The organism is Nereida sp. (assembly GCF_965655635.1).
GTDB lineage: Bacteria > Pseudomonadota > Alphaproteobacteria > Rhodobacterales > Rhodobacteraceae > Nereida.
The window spans coordinates 85,545-110,027 of sequence record NZ_CBFHHE010000005.1 but is presented as its reverse complement, the minus strand read 5'-3'; the positions used below and the strand labels follow the sequence as shown (position 1 = coordinate 110,027).

The window sequence follows — 24,483 nt, the reverse complement described above, 5'->3', positions numbered from 1 at the left end:
ATTGCAAACGGAGTATCTCTTGACCGATCTACGTACCAAATACCTTAGCCTGATCGCGGAGGCGCAGGACGCTGCGGTTCTCGAAGATTTGCGTGTGCAAGCAGTTGGCAAAAGAGGCGAAATCAGCCTCCAAATGCGTGAATTGGGTAAAATGACACCGGAGCAGCGACAAGAAGCTGGTCCGATGTTGAACGCACTGAAAAACGAAATCAACTCTGCGCTGGCTGCCAAAAAAGAAGCGCTTGAAGATGCTGTTCTTAATGAACGGTTGCGTACCGAGTGGCTTGATGTGACGTTGCCGTCACGCGGACGACCCGCGGGCACTTTGCACCCGATCAGTCAGGTCTGGGAAGAAGTCACTGCCATCTTTGCCGACATGGGCTTTTCCGTAGCAGAAGGCCCCCAGATCGAGAGCGATTGGTACAACTTTGATGCGCTCAACATCCCGGGCCACCACCCTGCGCGCGCCGAGATGGACACTTTTTATACCCACCGTGCCGAAGGCGATGATCGCCCGCCGCACGTGCTGCGTACCCACACCAGCCCGGTACAAATCCGTAGCATGGAAGCAAATGGCGCACCGATCCGCGCAATTTGCCCGGGCCGTGTTTACCGAGCTGATTATGACCAAACTCATACGCCTATGTTCCACCAAGTCGAAGGTTTGGCGCTGGATAAGAACATCTCAATGGCCAACTTAAAATGGGTGCTTGAAGAGTTTGTGAAGGCATTCTTTGAGGTCGACGATGTCGAGCTTAGGTTCCGCGCGTCCCACTTTCCGTTCACAGAGCCATCCGCAGAAGTGGACATTCGCTGCTCGTGGGAGGGCGGTACGCTTAAAGTGGGTGAGGGGGATGATTGGCTCGAAATCCTTGGTTCAGGCATGGTGCATCCCAAAGTAATTGCTGCGGGTGGCATCGATCCGGATGTGTACCAAGGTTTTGCGTTTGGTGTTGGTATCGACCGCATCGCGATGCTGAAATACGGCATTCCCGACCTGCGTGCGTTCTTTGACAGTGATCTGCGTTGGTTGCGTCATTACGGGTTTGCATCGCTCGATCAACCAAATCTTGCAGGAGGGCTGACACGATGAAATTCACTCTGTCATGGCTGAAATCGCACCTTCAAACCGATGCGTCTGTTGACGAGATTGCAGATGCACTGACCGACCTTGGTCTTGAGGTTGAGGGCATTGAAAACCCGATCGAAAAGCTCCGCCCGTTTACCATTGGCTACGTTAACTCTGCGGTGAAGCACCCTGATGCAGACAAACTGCGTGTGTGTCAGGTGCAAACTGATGAGGGTGAAAAGCAGATCATTTGCGGTGCGCCAAATGCGCGCGAAGGCATTACCGTAGTTGTAGCCAAGCCCGGCGTTTACGTGCCTGGCATTGATACCACTATCGGCGTTGGCAAAATCCGTGGCATCGAAAGCTTCGGCATGATGGCGTCAGAGCGTGAGATGGAACTGTCCGACGAGCACGATGGTATCATCGAGTTACCATCCGGTGAAATTGGCCAGAGTTTCGCGGATTATCTTGCTGAGCATGATCCAGCCAAAGTGGATCCGGTCATCGAAATTGCGATCACACCAAACCGTCCTGACGCATTGGGCGTACGCGGTATTGCGCGTGATTTGGCGGCGCGCGGTCTTGGAACGTTGACGGCTCGCGATGTCACTGCCGTTGCCGCAAATGGTGCAAGCGCGATTGGTGTTAGTATCGATGAGGATACGCTGGATGGGTGTCCCGTATTCTGTGGTCGCTTAATCAAAGGCGTCAAAAATGGTCCGTCCCCGCAATGGCTGCAAGATCAGTTACGTGCGATTGGCCTGCGCCCGATCAGTTTCTTGGTCGATGTGACCAACTGGTTTACGTATGATCTGAACCGCCCGCTGCACGTTTTTGATGCTGATAAAGTTGCGGGAAATCTGCGGGTCCACCGCGCTGTAGGCGGTGAAGAAATCGTTGCTCTTGATGATAAGACCTACACGCTTTCCGCTAGTCAAATGGCAATTTCCGATGACAACGGTGTGCAAAGCATCGCCGGTATCATGGGCGGGCTTGAGACAGGCTGTACAGATGAAACCGTTAGCGTCTTTGTTGAAAGCGCTTATTGGAACCCTGTACAAATCGCTTACGCAGGCCGTGCGCTTAAAATCAATTCTGATGCGCGCTACCGGTTTGAGCGCGGCATTGATCCTGCCTTTACGCCTGAAGGTCTTGAGCATGCTGTACGCATGATCGTTGATCATGCAGGTGGTGACGCGAGCGAAGTTGTAACCGCCGGTGCTGTACCTGATACTGCGCGTGCCTATAAGCTGGACACTGACCGTGTGGTGTCTCTCGTTGGGATGGAAATTCCAGCGCAGACACAGCGTCAAACCCTAACTGATCTGGGATTTGTGTTAGACGGTGACCAAGCTAACGTGCCGTCATGGCGTCCTGATGTTCAGGGCGAGGCGGATTTGGTTGAGGAAGTTGCGCGGATTGCGTCGTTGACAAAGCTTGTCGGCAAGCCGCTTCCACGTATTGCTGGCATTTCAAAGCCTGTACTTACGCCGATGCAAAAGCGTCTGACAACGGCGCGCCGCACAACCGCCGCGTTGGGGTATAACGAGGCTGTCACCTACAGCTTTATCGACCAAAAGGCGGCTGAGCTTTTTGGCGGTGGTACTGATGCGACAATGCTTGCAAACCCCATTAGCTCTGAAATGAGCCATATGCGTCCTAACTTGCTGCCTGGTCTTCTGCAGGCTGCAGCCCGCAACCAAGCGCGTGGATTTATGGACGTAAGCCTTTTTGAGGCGGGACCTGCATGGCACGGTGGTGAGCCGGGTGAGCAGCACGATCAGGTGGCAGGTATTCTTGTCGGGCGAACAGGTCCAAAGGATGTCCACGGTGAAATGCGCCCCGTAGATGTTTACGACATAAAAGCGGATATAGAGGCGGTTCTGGCCTCCATGGGGGCTCCGGCCAAAGTGCAAATCCTGCGCGGTGGCTCTGACTGGTGGCACCCTGGGCGGCATGGCCAAATCTGTCTTGGTCCAAAGAAAGTGCTCGGCGTTTTCGGTGAGCTACACCCTAAAATTCTGGCGGCGATGGGCATTAAAGGTCCCGCGATGGCCTTCACAATTTTCCCCGCTGAAATCCCGCTTCCGCGTAAATCATCTGCCACGCGCCCTGCTTTGAAGGCGACAGATTTACAGGCTGTTGAACGCGATTTCGCGTTTGTTGTGGATGCGGATGTTGAGGCGTTGACCTTGGTAAATGCAGCTGTGGGTGCTGATAAAGCACTTATTTCCGAAGTACGCGTCTTTGACGAGTTTATCGGCGGCAGCCTTGGTGAAGGGCGTAAAAGCCTTGCGATTACTGTCCGCTTACAGCCGAGCGATGCCACGTTGACTGAAAAAGATATTGAGGCCGTAGGCGCCAAAATTATCGAAAAAGTTAACAAAGCAACAGGTGGTGAGCTGCGCGGTTAAGACTGCTTTGCTGAGACATTATAAGGCCGCTCTGAACGATATCAGAGCGGCCTTTTTTGTTTGTAAGAACTCACGTTTACGCAGGCTCGCGTGGCGGAGCAATGAGGCCGCGCTGAACCGCGTCACGGGCCAGAAAGCGATCCAGATATGCTGAAACATTCTTGAAGCCATCAAAACCTAGCAGTTCTTTGGTGCCGTAGAAATCAAGTGCCCGAAGCCAAGGCGCAATCGCCATATCGGCAATTGAGTACTCACCAGTTACCCAATCGCGTCCTTCAAGATGCCCGTTTAAGACAGTTAACAATCGCTTACTTTCATCTAGGTAGCGTTGCTTGGGGCGTGGGTCTTCAATCTCAGACCCAGCGAATTTATGGAAAAAACCCATCTGCCCAAACATCGGACCAAGGCCACCCATTTGCCACATGAGCCAAGTCATCACTTCAGCCCGCTCAGCGGGGTTAGTTCCGATGAACTGTCCCGTCTTATCCGCAAGGTATACCAAGATTGCACCGCTTTCGAACATTCCAATCGGGCCATCAGGGGCAGTTGGGTCGATAATGGCTGGAATTTTGTTATTAGGATTCAGGGACAAAAACTCGGGACTGCGCACATCCGCATCGGCCAAAGTCACTGTGTGTGCCTCGTATGGGATGCCCATTTCTTCCAGCGCGATCGACACTTTAACGCCGTTTGGTGTTGGAAACGAATAAAACTACAGCACACTTGGGTCTTTGGCGGGCCATTTCTCATTAATCTTGAAATCATCTGGAAACGTCATGGCGTGATCCTTTCATCGCGTTAACCTGTTTTGAACATAGGCGCTAAGTCTGCGGAAAAAAGGAATAGTATTGTGTTCATCATGCGTTAACAATGTGCGTAGGCGCGCCAAGTAGTCATTGCGGCGTTTGTATAAGTAACGAGGGAACTAAAATATGTTAAAAGAATTCAAAGACTTAATCGCGAAGGGCAACGTCATGGACATGGCTGTAGGCATCATCATTGGTGCAGCCTTTACGGCCATTGTTGGCAGCCTTGTGTCAGATTTGATCAACCCGATCATCAGCCTGTTCATGGGCGGCGTTGATTTCAGCGGCATGTACGCGTTGCTTGGCGAGGGCGAGTACACGTCGATGGCTGAGGCGGAAGAGGCCGGTGCGGCAGTCTTCGCTTACGGCCGTTTCATCATGGCGATCATCAATTTCCTGATCATTGCTTTTGTCGTGTTCATGCTGGTTAAATCTGTAAACGCGACGAAAAAGAAAGAGGCACCAGCAGCACCTCCTGCGCCCAAAGGGCCGACCCAAGAAGAGTTGCTGATGGAAATTCGTGACGCGTTACAAAAGTAAACTTATTACGCGCAATCGTGTAGAATGGGGAGGGCCCGCCGGCTTATTGGCGGGCCTTTCGTTTACTTCAGGATGACGGATGTTGACGTGACATCAATGCCAAGGGCCTTACCCACAGCGAAATAGGTTAGCTTGCCGTCATGTACATTTAGTCCGTTTGCAAGGTGCGGATCATCAATGCAGGCCTGCTTCCATCCCTTGTCCGCAAGGGCCAGCATGAAAGGCATCGTCGCGTTACCAAGGGCAATGGTCGACGTGCGCGCAACAGCGCCCGGCATGTTCGCAACGCAATAGTGCATGATCCCGTCCATATCATAGATCGGGTCTTGGTGAGTGGTGGCTTTGGATGTTTCAAAGCATCCGCCTTGGTCAATGGCCACATCCACAAGGGCCGCGCCGGGCTTCATTTCAGAAAGCTGCGCACGGCTGACCAGTTTGGGAGCAGCCGCACCGGGAATTAAGACTGCACCGATGACCATGTCCGCTTGTTGTACCAATTCTGCCGTGTTGCCGGCACTGGCATAGCCGTTTTTGAAGCTGCCGCCAAAGACGTCATCCAAATAGCGCAAACGAGGCAGAGAGCGGTCCAGAACGGTTACATCTGCGCCCATTCCTGCGGCGATTTTTGCCGCATGTGTGCCGACTACACCGCCGCCGATGACAACTACTTTTGCAGGACCAACGCCGGGTACGCCGCCCATAAGCACACCGCGTCCGCCGTTTGCTTTTTGCAGCGTCCACGCGCCTACTTGCGGGGCCAAGCGGCCTGCGACTTCGGACATCGGGGCCAGCAAAGGAAGACCGCCACGGTCATCTGTCACCGTTTCGTACGCGATGCAGGTCGCGCCGGATGCCAGCAAATCTTTGGTCTGCTCTGGATCGGGAGCAAGGTGCAAGTAGGTGAACAGCAACTGCCCTTCACGCAGCATTTTGCGCTCTGCGGCTTGGGGCTCTTTCACTTTCACGATCATGTCGGCGGTGGCAAAAATCTCTGCGGCTGTGTCCAGCATGGTAGCACCAGCCGCTTCGTAATCGCTGTCGGCAAAGCCTGCATCAAGGCCCGCGCCTTTTTCGATGACAACGCTATGACCGCGTAAAACCGCTTCGGCGGCCGCATTAGGGGTCATTCCAACGCGGAACTCTTGTGGCTTAATTTCTTTTGGACATCCCAGTTTCATGATGTTCCCTCCTGTTAGTAATCTGAAGGGACGTTCGCCTAGAATACGCGCATTTTCTCACTTAATTGACTGGTTGATGTGGCGCTTAGTGCAAGAATATTCTACTTATTTCGAATTACTGCGGAGGATATTCGAATTGACGCCACTTGATGACACCGATTGCCGTATTCTCAAGGTGCTACAGAAGTCTGGGCGCATGTCCAACGCCGAATTGTCTGATGCAGTGAACCTGTCAGCATCTGCGTGCCATAGGCGTGTGCAACGCTTAGAGAATGACGGCTTTATTCGCAATTACGTAGCGATGGTGGATCCCCGCAAAATCGGGTTGCCGACGACTGTGTTCGTCGAGATTACCCTGTCGACCCAAGCGGATGAGGTGCTTGATGCCTTTGAAAAAGCTGTGGCGCGTATTCCAAATGTTCTTGAGTGTCACTTGATGGCTGGTAGCGCGGATTACCTGCTTAAGGTCGTGGCGTCTGATACAGATGATTTCGCAGCCATTCACCGCCGCTACCTTGCGCGTTTGCCGGGTGTGCAAACCATGCAATCAAGCTTTGCGCTACGCACAGTTTTTAAAACAACAGCACTTCCCGTTTAATCTGTTTGCGCAATAAGAACCGTGGTCCTTTCGGGCTGCTCCATACCGCACACCATAGCAATTAGCCAAAATAAAACCCCCGCAAATTGCTTTGCGAGGGCTTAATTCTTTTGCGTTGCGTGTTGAGCAGCTCTTAGAGCATACCTTCGCGCTGTGCTTTCTTACGTGCTAATTTACGGGCACGACGGATAGCTTCATCATTCTCGCGCGCTTTTTTCACGGAAGGTTTTTCGAAATGTTGCTTGAGCTTCATTTCACGAAAAACACCTTCACGCTGGAGCTTTTTTTTCAGAGCTCGAAGGGCCTGTTCAACATTGTTGTCGCGAACACTAACCTGCATGTGGTTTTCACCACCTTTCTAGTTTGAAGTTGCATGGAATTGCAGGAAGTGGCCGTATAGCAACCGGCGCCCTATGTGTCTAGTATACCCCCATTGATAAGGAGAAGCCTGATGCCTGCCGCGCCCTATGACATTGCAAAGCAAGAACTTCTTGAAGCTGCATTGATGCATGTTGCTTTTGATGGGTGGTCCGATGCCACTTTCAAAGCGGCTGTGCGCGATTCGGGCATGGATATTGGTTTGGCCAAGTCTGTTTGCCCACGCGGGGCTATTGATCTGGCGATTGCGTTTCACAAACGCGGTGACGAAGCGATGATCGCAGCCGTCAAAGCAGCAGATCTGAGTGAGATGAAGTTCCGCCAGAAAGTCGCGTTTGCGCTGCGTACCCGCTTTGAATTGATTACTGATAAAGAGGCGGTACAGCGGGGCACGACCCTTTTTGCGCTGCCACATCTGGCTGCGGATGGTGCCAAGTTGATCTTGGGTACTGCAGATGCGATTTGGACTGTTTTGGGTGATACCTCTGAGGATGTAAATTGGTATACAAAGCGGGCGACCTTGTCCGGCGTTTATGCCTCGACAGTGTTGTATTGGCTGGGTGATGACAGCACCGAGGCGCAGGCCACTTGGGATTTTATCGATCGTCGCATTGAGAACGTGATGCAGTTTGAAAAAGTCAAAGCGCACGTGAATTCAAACCCTGCTTTATCCAAACTCATGGCGGGGCCGAATTGGTTGATGAGCCAAATCAAAGCGCCAACACAATTCGCCCCGCCTTCCGATTTACCGGGCATGTGGCGCGGTGATCAAAGCTAAGCTGCAGACAGAACGAATGGATCCGCGGATGATGAAGGCAGTTGAGATTACCCAAGCGGGTGGCCCAGAGGTGTTGCAGCTATGCGAGCGTCCTGTGCCGCGCGCTGGGCACGGTGAGGTGGTGATTAAAGTCGCCTATGCAGGGGTAAATCGGCCTGATGCGCTTCAGCGTGCGGGGTCTTATGCGCCACCTAAAGGTGCCAGCGATTTGCTGGGTCTTGAAGCGTCCGGCGAAGTTGTTGAGGTCGGTGCCGGTGTTGTGTGGCCCGCCGTTGGTGAGATGGTCTGTGCGTTGTTGCCAGGTGGTGGCTATGCGGAATTTGTGGCGACACCCGCGGCGCACTGCTTGCCTGTTCCTGCCGGCACTGAGCTAGTGCAGGCGGCCTGTCTGCCCGAAAACTACTTTACCGTTTGGTCCAATATGTTCATGCGTGGCAGGCTTAAGGGGGGTGAGCGGGTGCTTATTCATGGTGGGTCAAGTGGCATTGGCACGACGGCCATTCAGCTTGCCAACGCAGCGGGCGCGCGGGTTTTTGCAACCGCTGGAACTGCGGAGAAATGCGCCGTGTGCGAAGATCTTGGGGCTGAGCGGGCGATTAATTACCGCGACGAAGACTTTGTGGCCATCCTTAAAGAAAACGGTCGCGCCAATATGATCCTTGATATGGTTGGTGGTGATTACATCCCGCGCAATATTAGTGCCTTGGCAGATGATGGGCGGCTTATACAGATTGCCTTTTTGCAGGGCCCAAAAGTGGCTCTGAACTTTGCTCACGTCATGATGCGGCGGCTGTCGATCACGGGATCAACTCTGCGCCCGCAGTCTGATTTGGCTAAGGCACAGATCGCAACAGAGTTGCGTGATACGGTGTGGCCCATGCTTGAAGCAGGCCGTGTCAAAGTGGTGATGGATAGTGAGTTTGAACTTGCAGATGCAGCCAAGGCGCACGCACGCATGGAAAGTAGCGAACACATTGGTAAAATCGTTCTGAAAGTAAGTGGCTAGGCCAGCCTTTTGGGTGGGCAGTTCCCAAGTGCTTGTGTCGTGCTGGAAATAGTTTAACGGATTGGGTTCCAAAGGGCATCGTCCAAAGTACAATCACGCCGCACGTCTACACCGCACCTGACCGGCGTCAGGCCATCTTTTGACAGGCAAACGCGCACTTCTTGGACGCGCGCAGATTTGCAGGTGACTGTGATCATGTCGCGTTGCAGCCTTGAGTTTGCCCTTATGAAAGCTTCTTCGATCACCTGTGCGGGGACCTCAACAGCGCGGTCTAGTTTTCGGAACACTTCGGGCCGGTTGATGTGCCCGTAGGCTGCGCGGGCGGTGCCAAAATAGCGCGCCGCAGACAGCCCTGAACAGGCGCCGTGTTTCTTCCATTGATGCCAAGCAGAACCCGCTGTGCCCATGATATCTGCCATCCCAGCAGTTTGCGCGCGCGATGCAGCACGCGCCGGGGTGGGGCAGTAAGACGGCCAACCTTTGTTGTACTGGGGCCAGAGCCCGTGCAGAACCCACCCAAAATTTGCGTCATCTGCGCATTGCTCTGAGCCTCGCGCGTCACCCTCAAGCGCGCACCATGTAGGTGACCATGACAGGGCCAGCACGTAGTAATCAAAATCACCTGATTTCTCGCCCGCCGCTTGGGCGATTGAGCTTGATATCAGTAGAGCAAATAACCAACGCATGTTTACACTTCCCAAACCGTACTGGTGTCCTTATACGATCATGCAAGTTCCCCGACAATGTGAACCCGCCCGAACGAGGGCAGACCGATTTAAGGTCGCGGGGAAGGCACGTTTAATGAAAGGAGACATCTTATGTCTGGCAAACCGATTATGGCAAAAGCAACAGCTGTTTGGCTGTGTGACAACACCACGATGACCTTCAAGCAGATCGCAGATTTCTGTGGCCTGCATGAGTTGGAAGTCCATGGTATTGCTGATGGGGATGTTGCGGCTGGCGTGAAGGGGTTTGACCCCGTCGCCAACAACCAGCTGACAGCCGAAGAGATTGAAGCGGCGGAAAAGAACCCGCTACACTCGCTCAAGCTGAAGTTCTACCAAGCTGCCGTGGGTGAAGAAAAGCGCCGTGGTCCGCGCTATACTCCACTGTCCAAGCGTCAGGACCGTCCTGCGTCTATCTACTGGTTGGTTAAGTTCCACCCAGAGCTGTCTGATGGTCAGATCGGCAAACTGGTCGGTACAACCAAGCCAACAATCCAAGCGATCCGTGAGCGCACCCACTGGAACATCCAAAACATTCAGCCGATTGACCCGGTCGCGCTTGGTCTGTGTAAGCAGTCTGAATTGGACACAGCTGTTCAAAAGGCAAACGCGAAAAAGACCAAAGAAGGCGGTGTTATGTCTGATGATGAGCGCCGTAAGTTGGTAAGCACCGAGCAGTCTTTGGGTGTCGAAGAACCCAAGATGCCAAGCTCTATTGCTGGTCTTGAGGCCTTCACGCTTGGTGATAGCACACCTGAGCCTGAAGAAGCAGAGCCACAGTATGACGCAGAGAGCTTGTTTAAGTCACCAGCACCTGACGTGGAAGCTGATGAGGATGACAACGCGTAAGAAATACTGAACGGCGGCGCCTTGAGGAAAGGCGCCGCCGTTTTTCATTTGTGTCTGCCGTAGGGGTTTAGAAAGATTTGCGGGCGTTGAGCGCCGCGCTGATAGTACCGTCATCCAGATAGTCCAACTCACCGCCAATCGGGACGCCTTGGGCCAATGAAGTGACCTCAAGATCAGGCAATTGATCAGCGATATAATGCGCCGTTGTTTGCCCGTCGATCGTGGCGTTAAGGGCCAGAATGACTTCGTTGATTTCTTCGGTTCGGATACGGCCAAGCAAGCGTGGGATGCGCAACTCATCGGGCCCAATGGCGTCAAGCGCGTTGAGTGTGCCGCCCAACACGTGATAGCGGCCTTTGAAAACCCGCGAGCGTTCCATGGCCCACAAGTCTGCCACGTCCTCTACCACACAAATCTGGCCGTTTGCGCGTTTTTCACTTTCGCAAATCTCACACAGATCCGTCGTCCCGACGTTTCCGCAATTCAGACATTCTCGTGCAGTTGCAGCGACCGTTTGCATGACATCCGCCAGCGGGCTGAGCAGCAGTGACTTTTTTTTGATCATATGCAGCACAGCACGGCGCGCAGAGCGCGGGCCCAACCCCGGAAGTTTGGCCATCATATCGATGAGTGTTTCAAGATCCGTGGAGTGAGCCATAGCGGTTTTTAGAACGGCAGCTTCATATCAGCGGGAAGGCCAAGGCCTTCTGTCAGCTTGCCCATTTCTTCTTGGGACTTCTGCGCGGCCTTTGCCTGTGCGTCTTTGATGGCGGCAAGGATCAGGTCCTCAACCACTTCTTTTTCATCCGGGTGAAAGATGGATGGATCAATGTCGAGGCCTGTCAAAATGCCTTTGGCAGTTGCTGTTGCTTTGACCAAACCCGCCCCGCTTTCCCCGGTCACAGTGACGTTCTCAAGGTCGTCTTGCATCTCGGCCATTTTGGATTGCATATCTTTGGCGGCCTTCATCATTTTGGCCATATCGCCCATGCCTTTGAACATCTTTATTTCTCCGTGGTTGGGGGCGTTTTGGCCCCACGTGTTGTGTAAAGGATCGTCGCGACACATAGCGCAATGACCGTGGTGATAAAAAGAGAAGAGCTGCCGATGCAGCCTTCCGCCATGGCTTGTAGCGTTAATGGTGCGGGCGTGCCGAGCGTGAGCGTCGACATCCAAGCAGTCCATGCCAATACAACGATCAGTGCGCCCCATTGATGACGCAACCTGATCACAAATGCTGTCGCCACAAGTAAGATAAGCGAAGGGGGCGTGGACATAAGGGCTACCAATTCATCCACTGCTGTAGCCGTGGTGCCGTCTTCCCAGGTGGGTCGCAAACTGCCGCACACGCTGGTCTGCGCGTAAGCGGCCAGAGGTGTTGTCCCGAGTAAGATTGCAGTGCTGATCAGTCCTCGTCGAAGGGGTCCCATTCGTCCTCAACTTCTGCCAGTGCTTCACCGGCGACGGTGGTTTCGAGATCTTTCATGGTTTTGATGTTAACGATTTTCGCGTCTGGGAATGCATCAAAAACCGCTTGGACAAGCGGGTGCGCCGAGGCTTCTGCTTTCAGCGCAAGGTCCGCAGCGTCACGCTTTTCAGCGATTGTTTCCGTGCCGCCCTCTGCCTCGATTGAGATGGCCCATCTGTTGCCGGTCCACGCCTGCAGACGGCTGCCGAGTTTTTGGGCCAGATCCGCGGGTGCATTCGGGGTCGGCGCAAAGGTGATACGCCCTGGTTGATATGAGATCAGGCGCACGCCATTTTCCACATCCACGAGCAACTTAACATCGCGGTGGGTCCGGATCAGCTCAACCACGGTTTCAAACGTCGCAAACCGTGCAAGACCTTGATCCACGGCCAATGCTGTTGCGCCTTCGGTGTTGCCGCCCATTTGTGTGGCCGAGGATGTTCTGTGGCTAACAGCTGACGTGCTTGCTCCACCCGACATATGCACACCGCCGCCAGCTGGTCCGTTGCCGCCGCTTTGGGGGGCTGCGGGTGGGGGCGTCATATCTTTTAGTTTGCGTACCAAGTCATCCGGCGCCGGGAGGTCCGCCACGTGTGTCAGGCGAATGATTGCCATTTCTGCCGCCATCATTGCGTTCGGCGCCTGCGAGACTTCTTCGATTGCTTTAAGCAGCATCTGCCACATACGCGTAAGCACCCGCATCGGTAGGGCCGCTGCCATTGCTTGGCCGCGCGCACGCTCATCTGGGCCGATTGTGGGGTCCTCTGCAGCGTCTGGTGTGATCTTAACAACGCTCGTCCAGTGGGTGATTTCCGCCAAATCGCGCAAAACCGCCATGGGGTCTGCGCCGTCTGCGTATTGTGACGATATTTCTGACAAGGCACCTGCCGCGTCACCTTTGAGGATCATGTCAATCAAGTCCAAAACGCGGCCACGGTCTGCAAGGCCAAGCATGGCGCGTACCTGATCGGCGGTGGTTTCGCCTGCTCCGTGGCTGATTGCTTGGTCCAATAGTGATGTGGCGTCCCGCGCAGAGCCTTCAGCCGCCCGGGTAATCAGGGCTAGCGCATCATCGGTAATTTCAGCGCCTTCGCCGGTGGCGATTTTGCGCAGCAGGGCAATTTGCACTTCGGGCTCAATGCGGCGCAGGTCAAATCGCTGGCATCGTGACAACACCGTGACGGGGACTTTGCGGATTTCTGTTGTGGCAAAGATAAATTTGACATGTGCAGGCGGTTCTTCGAGCGTTTTCAGCAGGGCGTTGAACGCCGAGGTGCTAAGCATGTGCACCTCATCGATGATATATATTTTGTAGCGCGCAGAGGCGGCGCGGTAGGCGACAGATTCGATGATTTCACGGATGTCATTGACGCCAGTACGTGAGGCGGCGTCCATCTCCATGACGTCAACGTGGCGGCCTTCCATGATCGCCGTGCAGTGCTCGCAAACGCCGCATGGCTCAGTCGTGGGGCCACTGGTGCCATCAGTGCCGATGCAGTTCATGCCCTTGGCGATAATCCGTGCGGTGGTGGTTTTACCCGTGCCGCGAATACCCGTCATCACGAAGGCCTGTGCGATCCTGTTGGCCTCAAACGCGTTTTTGAGCGTGCGAACCATCGCGTCTTGGCCAACAAGGTCGGCAAAGGTTTCGGGGCGGTATTTACGCGCAAGCACCTGATAGGCGGGTTTGTCAGTCATCAAAGCCTCATGGATAGACTGTTTCAGACTAGTGGTGTGGGCTGGCAACGTCCACAGGGGAATCCGCATCATTTGGCCTAAGCCATTAGGGATCAATTCGCAGTGTAAAGAAGATAAGGTGAGAGGTTGGACATCGACCCAAGTGGGGCTCGTTGTGGCTGCTTCCTTCCGGACCTGACCAGGTTGGCGAGGCACTTGCCCGCGCCAACCTCTCAAGGCCGATATAGGGGGCAGGGCGATTTTGTGCAAGTGGTGCTTAGAACATCATCTCAAGAGTGGTGAGCTGGGGGTGTGTTTCGCTTTGGCAGGCCGCGGGAGGGATGTTCGCGGGCAAGGGCGTGTCACATGGTGCGTTGAACGTGGCGGTTGATCCCTTACCGGATTCTAAATGCCACGCCTCGGGCCGCAGAGCACCGTGTGATGCTTGGGTAGGTGTGGTGTGTGCTAGGTATGACTCTAGCGTTTGTCTCAGCGACATCTCAGGTCCTTCACAAACTGTTCCTGAGATTTTGCCTGTCTGGACGCGGTAGTCATCGGTTGCCACCAAAAGCGGCGTATCATTTGCAAGCGTGATGCCTTGGATTTTTGAGCGGGCTCACACGATTGGTCGCATCTGGTGCGGCATCAAGGTGAATTTGGTAGGTCGCGCCGTGAACAATGTTGGCCGTGAACCGTGGAACGTCTGTGTTGAATAGCTGGCTTTGCATAGTCAGATCGCCGTAAATACGCGCGCCTTTTCGCAAATCATCGCGCAGGGCTTGCGCAGTTGTCTGCACTAATTGAACGCTGCTTTGGAGCGGATAAGCGGTGATCAGATCACGCCTGCGCAAAGTGCCTGCCGCGATACGGGTGTAGTTCAGCGCGTTCGTACGACCGCCGGTTCGTAGCATTGGCACTGTTGTCAAAACTGGAAAACCTTTGCCAAAGGGTGCCGCAGCAGCGACCAACGCATCTCCCAACAGATTGCTAAGCGGTGTGGGCATGGTCAGCGCGAGGGCGCTGTTAAAGCCGATCTCGCTCTGTCCGATGGGTTCATCCAGCCAGTCTTGGGCCTGTTGTCGCGCACTGTGTAGTGCAGGCGTTGTAAGTTTTTGGGGCTGCGCCGCTGCAGGTAGGGCCATGGCCCTCGTGCTACTCACCTGCCAGCGCTTTCCGTCATGGGTTAATTCGAGAGCCAGTTTACCAAGTTCCGCACCGTGGGCGGAAGGTAGTACCGCGGGAATTTTGGCGTTTGCGTCTGTTTTGAACGACATATGGGTGTGGCCCAAAATGACAGCATCAAGAGCGTTCATCGATAGCACTTCCATAGTCGTTTCGTTCTTGTTGACGTGTGAGTCGTCGGGCCGAACGCAGAGTGTGTCATCTGCGGTGATACCAATATGTGCAAGACATAACACCACATCTGCACCGACGGCACGCAGTTCTGCGCAACTTTGACTTAACGCTGGAATAATGGGCTTGAACTGCACTGTATCTGGTAGGCGCGCGGCGTTCCATTGGGCGGTTTCCGGGGGGCAAACCCCCGTGATGCCGATGCGCAGTTCCTTGGTCGTACCGCTCGGCAATGTCACATCGCGCTTAAGGATTGTCCAAGGCACAACATGATCAACACCGGCAATATTGCATGAGACGACCGGCTGCGTTGCCTCACCGATACGCTGGCTTAGCGCGGTCATGCCGTAGTCAAATTCGTGGTTGCCAAGGGTGATCGCATCATATTTCAGTTCGGCAAAAGCGGCTATGACAGGATGCTCGGCACGCAAGCCTTCGGGCGTAGCGCACCAATCCATCACATCACTGCCCTGCAATGCATCGCCATTATCAAGCAATAAAACTTGATCGCCCGACACTGCTGCTTTTGCCCGCTCGTCTGCAATTACCGATGACAGGTTTGCTAAGCTGCCTTGCGCGCTATCCTTTGGCGTGAGGGCGCCGTGCAAGTCGGATGTTGCGAGGACAACAAGCGTTGTCGAATTTGAGGCTCTGGCGCTCACGATGGCTAATCATTAGCAATGTGTGAAGACTAACATGGTGTCAGGGTAGGCCAGTCCGAGGGATGACGTAACCTACTATTTTTGGGGAGGGCAGGCGATGCGCCATGCTGAGACAGTGACATTTGGCGGTGGTGGGCTTGAAAGGCGCGCAGAATTACGCCGCAACGCCGAGGTGCTTTCCAAGGCGTTTCAGCAAACAAACAATGTGCTTTTGATCTGGCGGGGAAAACCGCTTTTGGGGCCTGAAGGCGTTGCTTGGGTAAGTGGTGAGCATCCATTACTCGCGTTGCAAAGCGAAGCGCCGGTTTTTCTTGGGCAAGGTGCTGATGGTGAGATGCTGTTTGCTGCTGATGTTTCGGGGTGGGAGCCGGAGGATGCGGATTTGAGCACGCTCAACCAGTTCGTTGACCCGTCAGAACAAGTCCCGCCCAACGCACCAGAGGGGGCTGCATTTTGCGAGTTGCGTGGTGCGATGTTGCGGCTATCACCACTGGATGCTGAGATTACGGCAACTACGCGGGCAGTATTTACGTGGCACGCGTCCCATCAGTTTTGCGCCAAATGTGGGCATGCATCGGTGATGGCTTCGGGCGGCTGGCAGCGTAATTGTGACCCTTGCAAAGCGCATCATTTTCCGCGCACCGATCCGGTAGTCATTATGTTGATCACGCGTGGTAACTTGGTACTGCTTGGCCGCTCACCCCATTGGCCTGAGCGAATGTATTCATTGTTGGCGGGTTTTGTTGAACCCGGTGAAACCCTGGAGGCGGCTGTGCGCCGTGAGGTCTTTGAGGAATCTGGGGTTCGCGTTGGTGAGGTTGAGTATTTGGCGTCCCAGCCTTGGCCCTTTCCTGCGTCTTTAATGTTTGGCGTACATGGCAAAGCAACTAGCACAGACATAACGATTGATCCCCTTGAGATTGAAGCCGCACGTTGGGTTACCCGTGAAGAGCTGGCCGAGGTCTTTGCGGGTCGTCACGCTGATATTGATCCGGCTCGAAAAGGGGCAATTGCGCACTTTTTGCTGGAGAATTGGCTGGCGGATACATTAGACTGAGTGCACGAATTGTTAATCAGGCGGTGGCACAAAACACGGCCTGATGATGCTTAAAGAGTAAGGTTTTCGGTGATGTTGAGCACACAAGAAGATATATCTGCTCCCACGTCTTTTGTATTTGCGCGGCTTACGGATTACGACAGTCTTGAGCGGCTCCCGTTACGCCGTGGGGCGAAAGTGACGCGCAGTGGTCAGATCGGTGTTGGCACCACGTGGACCGCTGAATTTCGCTTGCGGGGCAAAGACCGCAAGCTGAAGGCCACCTTGGTTAAGTATGGGATTGATGAAAAGTTGGGTTATGAGGCGCGCATCAAGGGTATGGAATTTAGCTTCAGTGTGGAGTTGGTTGCGCTGTCACGCAGCCGCACACGGATGGTGGTCAGCACAAATGCTAAGGCAAAGACCCTGACCGCGCGGGTTTTACTGCAATCATTCAAACTTGCTAGACAGCGGGCGCAAAAGCGGTTTGCCAATCGGGTGTCTGATTGGGCAGAAACCATCGAAGACGGCTACTCTGGTCGCTAAGCCTGCGCCTAACTGTTGCGGCAGGCGTGGGCGGGATAGACCCCAAGTAAGGTGATTTGGTCGGTGAAGTGGCCCAACTCATCCATTGCCAGTTGGACGTTCTGATCATCTGGATGGCCTTCAATGTCGGCGTAAAACTGGGTTGCGGTAAATTCGCCGTTTACCATGTAGCTTTCCAGTTTGGTCATGTTGATGCCGTTCGTCGCAAACCCACCCATGGCTTTGTATAGGGCCGCGGGGATGTTGCGAACGCGGAAAACGAAGCTGGTCATCATGACGCCGTCGCCGCGTCTACTTGGATCCATCTCGCGGGACATGATCAAAAAGCGGGTGGTGTTTGTGTCTTCGTCCTCGATATCGCGGACCAGCACGGTAAGCTCATATTGTTCAGCGGCCAGCTCTGATGCCAAAGCACCGATGCCTTGCTCTGGGTTGCGCGCCAGATCGGCCGCCGCGCCAGCACTGTCTACTGCGGTTTCATCTGCTATGCCGTTCTGCATGAGGAAAGTGCGGCACTGGGGGATCAAAACAGGGTGCGCACGGACAAGTTTGATATCGCTGAGCGTGGCGCCCTTGGGGGCCATAAGCGCAATGCGAACGCGCACGAATGCCTCGTCAATGATGTGTAGGCCCGATGCGGGCAGAAGTCGGTGCATGTCTGCAACGCGCCCGTAGGTGGTGTTTTCAACCGGTAGCATCGCCAGATCTGCGCGCCCCTCGCGGACGGCTTTGATCACGTCTTCAAACGTACGACAGGGAAGTGGGGTATGGTCGGGGCGGGCAACTGCGCATGCTTCATGAGAGTAGGCGCCCAGTTCCCCCTGGAAGGCGATAATTTTGGGCTTTTGACTGCTCATTTTGCGAAGTCCTTGGTGTAATTCGTAAAAAAGGGCGTTTCGTCGCGGTTGCTACACCTTGCTCTTTTTGCAGGGAAGGGCATATAGGGACCAATTGTAAAGCCAAATGACGGACGCGACAAAATGGACACGATGACATTTACGAAAGTATTGGGCGGGCTGTGCGGCTCCCTATTGGTTTTTTTGCTTGGCTCTTGGGTGGCTGAGGAAATGTACCACACCGGTGGTAAGCACGGCGATGAGCAGCAAGCTTACGCGATTGAAGTCGAATCAGACGAGGCAGAAGTTGAAGTTGTAGAAGTATCCTTCGACGAAGCATTCGCAGCAGCGGACATCGACAAAGGCAAGAAATTGTGGCGTCAGTGTAGCGCGTGTCACAAGCAAGCAGACGGTGCCAACGGTACTGGGCCGCATTTGTATAACGTAGTTGGTCGCGACAAAGGTTCTGTAGACGGTTATGGCTACTCTGGCGTATTGGCCAGCATGGAAGGTGACTGGACGCCAGAGAACTTGAGCGGCTTTCTGGAAAGCCCCAAGAACTATGCACCTGGCACAATCATGGGCTATCGCGGAATGGCAAAAATCGAAGACCGCGCGTCTTTGATCGCCTACTTGCAAACGAACGGCGAATAACGCGCCCTCAATCAAGTTTAACAGATACAAAGCGGCGTAGGGATGAACCCTGCGCCGTTTTTGTTTGCGTAAACGAAACCTCACATATCCGCTAGCTGCGGCATAATCCTCTTGAACATTGGACAAATGCGACCTTAGCTTCACATCTAACCTAAGACGTTGATAAGTTTTGAGGGACCTATGAAAATCACACCAAGCCGTAGCCGCGCGAAATCCGTGAACCGTCCGAACCGATTTGCCCAGTTTGTAGCGGTATCGGTGTTGAGCGTGGGAACCTTGATCGCTTGTGTGGGAGCGCTTCGGGCCGATGAAAACGTTATTGTTGCGCAGACATTCACCACACTTGGTAGCCCCAAGTATCCCGCTGATTTCGCGCATTTTGATTACGTGAACCCCGACGCGCCAAAGGGTGGTGAAATCTCGTTCGCGGCGGTGGGCACATTCAACAGCCTGATGCCTTTTTCGCGCAAAGGTGATCCGGCCTCCCTTTCATCGGTGATGGTTGAGCGTTTCATGGAAACTTCGCTTGACGATCCCAACACAGATTATGGCTTACTCGCGGAGCGGTTGGAGTATCCGGTAAGCCAGGACTGGGTAATATTCCATATCCGCCCCGAGGCGCGATTTTCTGACGGTGAGCCCGTGACGGCGGATGATGCGGTATTTACTTGGAATTTGCTGATGGAGCAGGCGTTTCCGTCTTACCGCGATGCGCTTGCCCGCATGGTGAGCAGCGTTGAGAAAGTTGGCCCCCTGTCTGTGAAATATACCTTCAACCCTGAGGTGCCGCGCGAAGGGTTGATCAGTCAAATGGGCACCAACGCCGTGCTTCCCCAATACTATTTTGAGGCGGAAAATCTGCGGATTGATGAAAGCACGATGACCCCAATTCTGGGCAGTGGTCCCTATATGTTTGAGAGTGCTGACGCCCCGCGCCAAGTTACTTATGTGCGCAATCCCGATTATTGGGGCAATGATCTGCCGCTCAATAAAGGCCGACACAATTTTGACCGCATTCGTATTGAATATTTCGGTGACGCGGCGGCCGCGTTTGAAGGCTTTAAGTCAGGGGCATTTTCGTTCCGCCAAGAGACCAGCTCAAAAAACTGGGGTACGTCTTATGACTTTCCGGCGCTTGATAAAAATTGGGTCGTAAAGAAAGAACTTCCGAACACTGCGCTGCCGACATCGTCCGGTTTCGTATTTAACCTTGGTAAAGACGCCTTCCAAGACAAGCGTGTCCGTCAGGCGATTGCGCTGATGTACAACTTCACATGGACCAATGAGACGCTGCAATACGGGCTTTTTGCACAGCGCGAGAGCTTTTGGCAAAACACCGATATGGCCGCACGTGGTCTTCCTGAGGGGCGTGAGCTTGAAGTGTTGCAATCATTGGGTGATCTGATTGATCCATCGCTTCTGACAACGTCCGCCTTTCTACCACATACATCCAGCGAGCGGCAGCTTGATCGTCGCAATCTCAGAGCGGCGTCAAAGCTGATGGAGGAAGCGGGTTATGTCGTGGATGGTAGTGGCATGTTGGTCAAAGACGGCGAGAGTTTGTCCCTTACCCTGCTGGAAGGTAATCCCAGCTTCGACCGCATCATGTTGCCTTTCATCGAAAACCTGAAGCGTCTCGGTGTCGATGCCAATTACGAACGCGTTGATCCCGCACAATTTACGGCGCGCCGCCGTGATCGCGACTACGACATGGTCTACGGAAGTTATGCCACGGGTTATGGCCCGGGGTTGGGTTACACACAGCGTTTTGGCTCGGAAGATGCGGCGGTAAGCCTGTTCAATCCTGCGGGCTTTGCCAATGAGGCGGCTGATGCGATCATGGAAAAGATGTTACTCAGCAAAACCCAAGAGGAATTTGTGGCCACTGCACGTGCCCTTGACCGTGTCATGCGCGATGAGTTGTTCATCATCCCCACTTGGTACAACGACAAACATTGGGTGGCGTATTACGATATGTTTGAACATCCGCCGGAGGATATTTTGCCCCCGCTTGCGCTTGGTCATCTGGACTTCTGGTGGTTCAACGCCGAACGTGCGGCGGAACTGGAAGCCGTCGGCGCGTTTCAGAACTAAGACGAAAGCAGACGCAGCAGCATGGGCGCATATATCCTAAGACGATTACTTTTGATCATCCCCACGTTACTCGGGGTGATGGTGATCAACTTTGCGTTGGTGCAGTTTGTGCCCGGCGGTCCTGTGGAGCAAATCATCGCCGAAATTGAAGGCGAGGGGGATGTGCTGGGGGGCATCACTGGTGCAGGTGGCGATAGTGGTGCCTCGGTAGAGGCAGATGACACCTACCAAGGCGCACGGGGCCTTGATCCTAAATTTATCGCGGAGCTGGAGCAGCAGTTTGGCCTAGATAAGCCGCCCGTTGAGCGTTTCATGATCATGATGTGGAACTACATGCGCCTTGATTTTGGCGAGAGTTTCTTCCGATCAATTGGCGTTTTTGAGTTGGTGATGGAAAAGCTGCCGGTGTCGATAACCCTTGGGCTTTGGTCAACGCTGATCGCTTATGTGGTCTCAATCCCGTTGGGGATTCGCAAAGCGGTCCGCGACGGAACGCCGTTTGACACATGGACTTCGGGCGCGATCATTGTGGCCTATTCCATCCCCGGCTTCTTGTTTGCGATTTTGCTGTTGGTCTTGTTCGCAGGTGGCTCGTACTACCGCATTTTCCCTCTGCGGGGCCTGACATCAGAAGGGTTTGCGGACATGACGTTGCTGGAGCAAATCAAAGACTACCTATGGCACATCACGTTGCCAGTGATCGCCACCACAATTGCAAGTTTTGCGACACTGACGCTGTTGACCAAAAACAGCTTTATGGACGAGATCAACAAGCAATATGTCACCACTGCAAAAGCCAAGGGTTTGTCAGAGGCGCGCGTCCTTTACGGCCATGTATTTCGTAACGCGATGCTTATTGTGATCGCAGGTTTCCCCGCTGCTTTCATTAGTATTTTCTTTGGCTCGTCACTTATCATTGAGGTCATTTTCTCCCTCGATGGGCTTGGTCGATTGGGGTTTGAGGCCGCTGTCGCACGTGACTATCCGGTTATTTTCGGCACGTTGTTTGTCTTTGGCCTGGTGGGCCTTTTGATGGGTATCATTTCGGATCTGATGTATGTGTTGGTTGATCCGCGCATCGATTTTGAAAGTCGCAAGACATGAGCCCGCTAAACAAACGCCGCTGGCGCAATTTCCGCAATAATAGGCGCGCTTTTTACTCGCTGGTTATTTTTACGGTGCTGTTCGTGCTGTCGTTGTTTGCTGAATTCTTGGCAAATGATAAGCCGATTTTGGTGAATTACCGTGGTGATTATTACACGCCCGTTTTCAACTTTTATCCCGAAACGCAATTTGGTGGGGATTTCAAAACCGAAGCCATTTACCGCGACGATGAGGTGAAATGCCTCATTATCTCCGGTGGTGTCATCGACTGTTTCGATGAGCCGATTGAGATTATGTCAGAGATTGAAAACGGTGCATTCTCTGATCCTGATTTTGAGAAAGGCTGGATGCTCTGGCCTGTTATTCCCTACAGCTATGACACGCCAAATACGCTTGACGGCCCTGCACCGTCTGCCCCTGACGCCAACCATTGGTTAGGCACCGACGAGGGAACCAGAGACGTTCTAGCGCGCACGATTTATGGGTTCCGCCTGTCTATTTTGTTCACAATCGCCGTCGTCAGTCTGGCAAGCGCGATTGGTATTATCGCTGGTGCCGTGCAGGGTTTCTTTGGTGGTTGGCTGGATCTGACATTCCAGCGTGTGCTTGAGATTTGGGGCGCTACGCCATCACTTTACGTCATCATTATTATGTTCGCTATTTTTGGCCGTAGCATTGGAATGCTGATTTTCTTAGTGATTTTGTTTGGCTGGCCCGCGCTTGTTGGACTGGTCCGCGCCGAGTTTTTGCGCGCGCGCAACTTTGAATATGTCCGCGCGGCGCAAGCCTTGGGGGTGTCGAACTGGACCATCATGTTCCGGCACATGCTTCCCAACGCGATGATCGCAACGCTCACCATGATGCCATTTATCATCACAGGCACGATCGGTGGTTTGGCAACGCTCGACTTTTTAGGCTACGGCCTGCCAGCGTCTGCGCCGTCATTGGGCGAGATGACATTGCAGGCAAAGCGTAATCTCTTTGCACCGTGGCTTGCGTTTACCAACTTTTTCACCTTCGCCATCATGTTGTCGTTGCTGGTATTCATTTTTGAGGGTGTCCGCGATGCCTTCGATCCCAGAAAGACTTTTGCATGAGCGTGTTGAACGTAGAAAACCTTCGGGTGTCCTTTCAGCAGGACGGTAAATCTGCGCTTGCGGTGCGCGGTGTTAGCTTTGCTGTTGGCAAAGGCGAGACCGTCGCATTGGTGGGGGAATCTGGGTCTGGGAAGTCGGTCACGGCGCTTTCGACTGTGAACCTACTCGGGCGGAACGCGCGCATCGAAGGCTCCGTTACCTATAACGGTCAGCAAATGGTGGGGGCGGATGAAAAGGCCCTGCGTAAAGTGCGAGGCAATGATATCAGCTTCATTTTCCAAGAGCCGATGACATCGCTAAACCCGCTTCATACGCTTGAAAAACAGCTGACGGAGTCAATTGAGTTGCACCAAGGGTTGCGCGGTGTCGCAGCCCGCACCCGCGTGGTCGAATTGCTCGAGCGTGTTGGGATCCACGATGCGGAAAGCCGGTTGTCGAGCTATCCGCACCAATTGTCCGGTGGGCAGCGTCAGCGTGTGATGATCGCAATGGCGCTGGCAAATGGCCCAGAGCTTTTGATCGCGGATGAACCTACTACGGCTCTTGATGTAACGATCCAAGCCCAGGTTCTTGAATTGCTAGCCGAGTTGAAGCGGGATCTCGGCATGTCGATGCTCTTCATCACTCACGATCTGTCAATTGTGCGAAAATTTGCGGACCGTGTCTGTGTGATGAAAGATGGTGAAATCGTTGAGCATGGGCTGACCGCAGATATTTTTGACGCCCCACAGCATCCTTATACCCAAACACTACTTAGTGCCGAATCCGTTGGCGTGCCTGACCCTGCACCCGCGGATGCGCCAGTGGTTGCGACAACTGACAATCTCAAGATTTGGTTTCCGATCGAACGCGGTTTGCTTCGGCGAACCGTGGGCCATGTCAAAGCTGTGAACGCGGCCAGCCTATCGGTTCGCGCAGGTGAGACGGTTGGAATTGTTGGCGAGTCTGGTTCTGGAAAAACGACTTTGGCGCTGGCGATGATGCGGCTGATCAAGTCAGAGGGGCGTATCGCCTTTTTGGGCCGCGAGATTTCAAAGCTACAAAAGCGCCAGCTGCGTGCACTGCGCCGCGATATGCAGATTGTTTTTCAAGACCCCTATGGAAGTTTGAGCCCAAGGATGTCTGTTGAACAGATTGTCGCGGAGGGCCTCGGGGTTCACGGTGTTGAAGCAGGTCGCAACAAGCGCGACATGGTTGGCGAAATCATGACTGAGGTCGGGCTGGATCCGGCAACTATGGACAGATACCCCCATGAGTTTTCGGGCGGCCAACGTCAGCGGATTGCCATTGCGCGGGCGATGATTTTACGTCCCAAACTTGTCATTCTGGACGAGCCTACCTCTGCGCTTGATATGACTGTGCGGGTGCAAATTGTTGAGCTTCTGCGCGGCCTGCAGGCCAAGTACGGCTTGGCCTACATCTTCATCTCGCATGATTTGAAAGTTGTGCGCGCGTTATCGCATCAGGTGATGGTCATGAGGCGCGGTGACGTGGTTGAGGCGGGTCCGCGTGATCAGATTTTTGATGACCCGCAATCAGAGTATACCAAGGCGCTTATGGCTGCTGCGTTTGATCTTGAGGCCGCTGCTGGCGCGGGGATCTAGGTCCGCTGCGT

General features: G+C 53.9%; 23 protein-coding genes, 1 other RNA gene and 1 pseudogene. 14 read left to right on the top strand and 11 right to left on the bottom strand.

Going from position 1 to position 24,483, the window contains the following annotated elements:
- The first annotated feature begins 19 nt into the window (after positions 1-19).
- Together pheS and pheT are read left to right on the top strand one after the other, a co-directional pair.
- Entirely contained in the window at positions 20-1,093 is a 1,074-nt protein-coding gene (pheS, locus tag ACTF5M_RS03055; RefSeq protein ID WP_438959619.1) for a phenylalanine--tRNA ligase subunit alpha, read from the top strand.
- Positions 1,090-3,483, top strand: coding sequence for a phenylalanine--tRNA ligase subunit beta (pheT, locus tag ACTF5M_RS03050; RefSeq protein ID WP_438959612.1), 2,394 nt, complete (start codon positions 1,090-1,092; stop codon positions 3,481-3,483). The genes pheS and pheT overlap by 4 nt, the downstream gene beginning before the upstream one ends.
- 76 nt (positions 3,484-3,559) lie before the next feature.
- Here pheT and ACTF5M_RS03045 read toward each other — a convergent pair.
- Positions 3,560-4,261, bottom strand: a pseudogene (locus tag ACTF5M_RS03045) (glutathione S-transferase family protein).
- A gap of 154 nt (positions 4,262-4,415) precedes the next feature.
- Between ACTF5M_RS03045 and mscL the strand changes: the two are divergent.
- Entirely contained in the window at positions 4,416-4,829 is a 414-nt protein-coding gene (mscL, locus tag ACTF5M_RS03040; protein ID WP_438959611.1) for a large conductance mechanosensitive channel protein MscL, read from the top strand.
- 62 nt (positions 4,830-4,891) lie between these two features.
- On the opposite strand, the gene ald is transcribed toward mscL, so the two are convergent.
- Positions 4,892-6,007 (bottom strand): alanine dehydrogenase, encoded by a 1,116-nt coding sequence (ald, locus tag ACTF5M_RS03035; protein ID WP_438959610.1) that lies wholly within the window; start codon positions 6,005-6,007, stop codon positions 4,892-4,894.
- Positions 6,008-6,083: 76 nt separating this feature from the next.
- On the opposite strand from ald, the gene ACTF5M_RS03030 reads away from it, so the two are divergent.
- Positions 6,084-6,605, top strand: a complete 522-nt coding sequence (locus ACTF5M_RS03030; RefSeq protein ID WP_438959609.1) for an Lrp/AsnC family transcriptional regulator — start codon at positions 6,084-6,086, stop codon at positions 6,603-6,605.
- A 133-nt stretch (positions 6,606-6,738) separates the two neighbouring features.
- On the opposite strand, the gene rpsU is transcribed toward ACTF5M_RS03030, so the two are convergent.
- Positions 6,739-6,945 (bottom strand): 30S ribosomal protein S21, encoded by a 207-nt coding sequence (rpsU, locus tag ACTF5M_RS03025; protein ID WP_048598879.1) that lies wholly within the window; start codon positions 6,943-6,945, stop codon positions 6,739-6,741.
- A gap of 111 nt (positions 6,946-7,056) precedes the next feature.
- Here rpsU and ACTF5M_RS03020 point away from each other — a divergent pair, with 111 nt between their 5' ends.
- The gene (locus ACTF5M_RS03020) at positions 7,057-7,761 is read left to right on the top strand and encodes a COQ9 family protein (protein ID WP_438959608.1); all 705 of its coding nucleotides are present in this window, start codon (positions 7,057-7,059) and stop codon (positions 7,759-7,761) included.
- A 31-nt stretch (positions 7,762-7,792) separates the two neighbouring features.
- Entirely contained in the window at positions 7,793-8,767 is a 975-nt protein-coding gene (locus ACTF5M_RS03015) for an NAD(P)H-quinone oxidoreductase (RefSeq protein WP_438959618.1), read from the top strand.
- Between the two features lie 53 nt (positions 8,768-8,820).
- Here ACTF5M_RS03015 and ACTF5M_RS03010 read toward each other — a convergent pair whose 3' ends face one another.
- Complete coding sequence (locus tag ACTF5M_RS03010) at positions 8,821-9,453, bottom strand: ribonuclease T2 family protein (protein ID WP_438959607.1); 633 nt, start codon at positions 9,451-9,453, stop codon at positions 8,821-8,823.
- 132 nt (positions 9,454-9,585) lie between these two features.
- Here ACTF5M_RS03010 and ACTF5M_RS03005 point away from each other — a divergent pair, with 132 nt between their 5' ends.
- Positions 9,586-10,341: a DUF1013 domain-containing protein gene (locus ACTF5M_RS03005; protein WP_438959606.1), complete on the top strand. Its 756-nt coding sequence runs from the start codon at positions 9,586-9,588 to the stop codon at positions 10,339-10,341.
- Between the two features lie 67 nt (positions 10,342-10,408).
- On the opposite strand, the gene recR is transcribed toward ACTF5M_RS03005, so the two are convergent.
- The 6 genes from recR to ACTF5M_RS02975 form a co-directional block, all read right to left on the bottom strand.
- On the bottom strand, positions 10,409-10,999 hold the full coding sequence (gene recR, locus ACTF5M_RS03000; RefSeq protein WP_438959605.1) for a recombination mediator RecR: 591 nt from the start codon (positions 10,997-10,999) through the stop codon (positions 10,409-10,411).
- Between the two features lie 8 nt (positions 11,000-11,007).
- Complete coding sequence (locus tag ACTF5M_RS02995; protein ID WP_048598884.1) at positions 11,008-11,343, bottom strand: YbaB/EbfC family nucleoid-associated protein; 336 nt, start codon at positions 11,341-11,343, stop codon at positions 11,008-11,010.
- Between the two features lie 2 nt (positions 11,344-11,345).
- Entirely contained in the window at positions 11,346-11,678 is a 333-nt protein-coding gene (locus tag ACTF5M_RS02990) for a hypothetical protein (RefSeq protein ID WP_438959604.1), read from the bottom strand.
- Positions 11,679-11,746: 68 nt separating this feature from the next.
- Positions 11,747-13,507 carry a DNA polymerase III subunit gamma/tau gene (locus ACTF5M_RS02985; protein WP_438959603.1) on the bottom strand — a complete coding sequence of 587 codons (1,761 nt, stop codon included), beginning with the start codon at positions 13,505-13,507 and terminating at the stop codon, positions 11,747-11,749.
- A 116-nt stretch (positions 13,508-13,623) separates the two neighbouring features.
- Positions 13,624-13,722, bottom strand: an RNA gene (ffs, locus tag ACTF5M_RS02980) — signal recognition particle sRNA small type.
- Positions 13,723-14,064: 342 nt separating this feature from the next.
- Positions 14,065-15,501, bottom strand: a complete 1,437-nt coding sequence (locus ACTF5M_RS02975; RefSeq protein ID WP_438959602.1) for a bifunctional metallophosphatase/5'-nucleotidase — start codon at positions 15,499-15,501, stop codon at positions 14,065-14,067.
- A gap of 97 nt (positions 15,502-15,598) precedes the next feature.
- On the opposite strand from ACTF5M_RS02975, the gene nudC reads away from it, so the two are divergent.
- Complete coding sequence (gene nudC, locus ACTF5M_RS02970; RefSeq protein ID WP_438959601.1) at positions 15,599-16,558, top strand: NAD(+) diphosphatase; 960 nt, start codon at positions 15,599-15,601, stop codon at positions 16,556-16,558.
- A gap of 72 nt (positions 16,559-16,630) precedes the next feature.
- Positions 16,631-17,083 carry an SRPBCC family protein gene (locus ACTF5M_RS02965; protein ID WP_438959600.1) on the top strand — a complete coding sequence of 151 codons (453 nt, stop codon included), beginning with the start codon at positions 16,631-16,633 and terminating at the stop codon, positions 17,081-17,083.
- Positions 17,084-17,091: 8 nt separating this feature from the next.
- Here ACTF5M_RS02965 and ACTF5M_RS02960 read toward each other — a convergent pair whose 3' ends face one another.
- A complete protein-coding gene (locus tag ACTF5M_RS02960; RefSeq protein ID WP_438959599.1) occupies positions 17,092-17,940 on the bottom strand; it encodes a prephenate dehydratase in 849 nt (282 codons plus the stop codon).
- A 123-nt stretch (positions 17,941-18,063) separates the two neighbouring features.
- On the opposite strand from ACTF5M_RS02960, the gene ACTF5M_RS02955 reads away from it, so the two are divergent.
- The 5 genes from ACTF5M_RS02955 (at position 18,064) to ACTF5M_RS02935 (ending at position 24,472) form a co-directional block, all read left to right on the top strand.
- A complete protein-coding gene (locus ACTF5M_RS02955) occupies positions 18,064-18,573 on the top strand; it encodes a c-type cytochrome (protein ID WP_438959598.1) in 510 nt (169 codons plus the stop codon).
- Positions 18,574-18,753: 180 nt separating this feature from the next.
- Entirely contained in the window at positions 18,754-20,667 is a 1,914-nt protein-coding gene (locus tag ACTF5M_RS02950) for an extracellular solute-binding protein (RefSeq protein WP_438959597.1), read from the top strand.
- Between the two features lie 21 nt (positions 20,668-20,688).
- Positions 20,689-21,771: a microcin C ABC transporter permease YejB gene (locus tag ACTF5M_RS02945; RefSeq protein ID WP_048598893.1), complete on the top strand. Its 1,083-nt coding sequence runs from the start codon at positions 20,689-20,691 to the stop codon at positions 21,769-21,771.
- A complete protein-coding gene (locus ACTF5M_RS02940; protein ID WP_438959596.1) occupies positions 21,768-22,868 on the top strand; it encodes an ABC transporter permease in 1,101 nt (366 codons plus the stop codon). The genes ACTF5M_RS02945 and ACTF5M_RS02940 overlap by 4 nt, the downstream gene beginning before the upstream one ends.
- On the top strand, positions 22,865-24,472 hold the full coding sequence (locus ACTF5M_RS02935; RefSeq protein WP_438959595.1) for an ABC transporter ATP-binding protein: 1,608 nt from the start codon (positions 22,865-22,867) through the stop codon (positions 24,470-24,472). The genes ACTF5M_RS02940 and ACTF5M_RS02935 overlap by 4 nt, the downstream gene beginning before the upstream one ends.
- Positions 24,473-24,483: the final 11 nt, after the last annotated feature.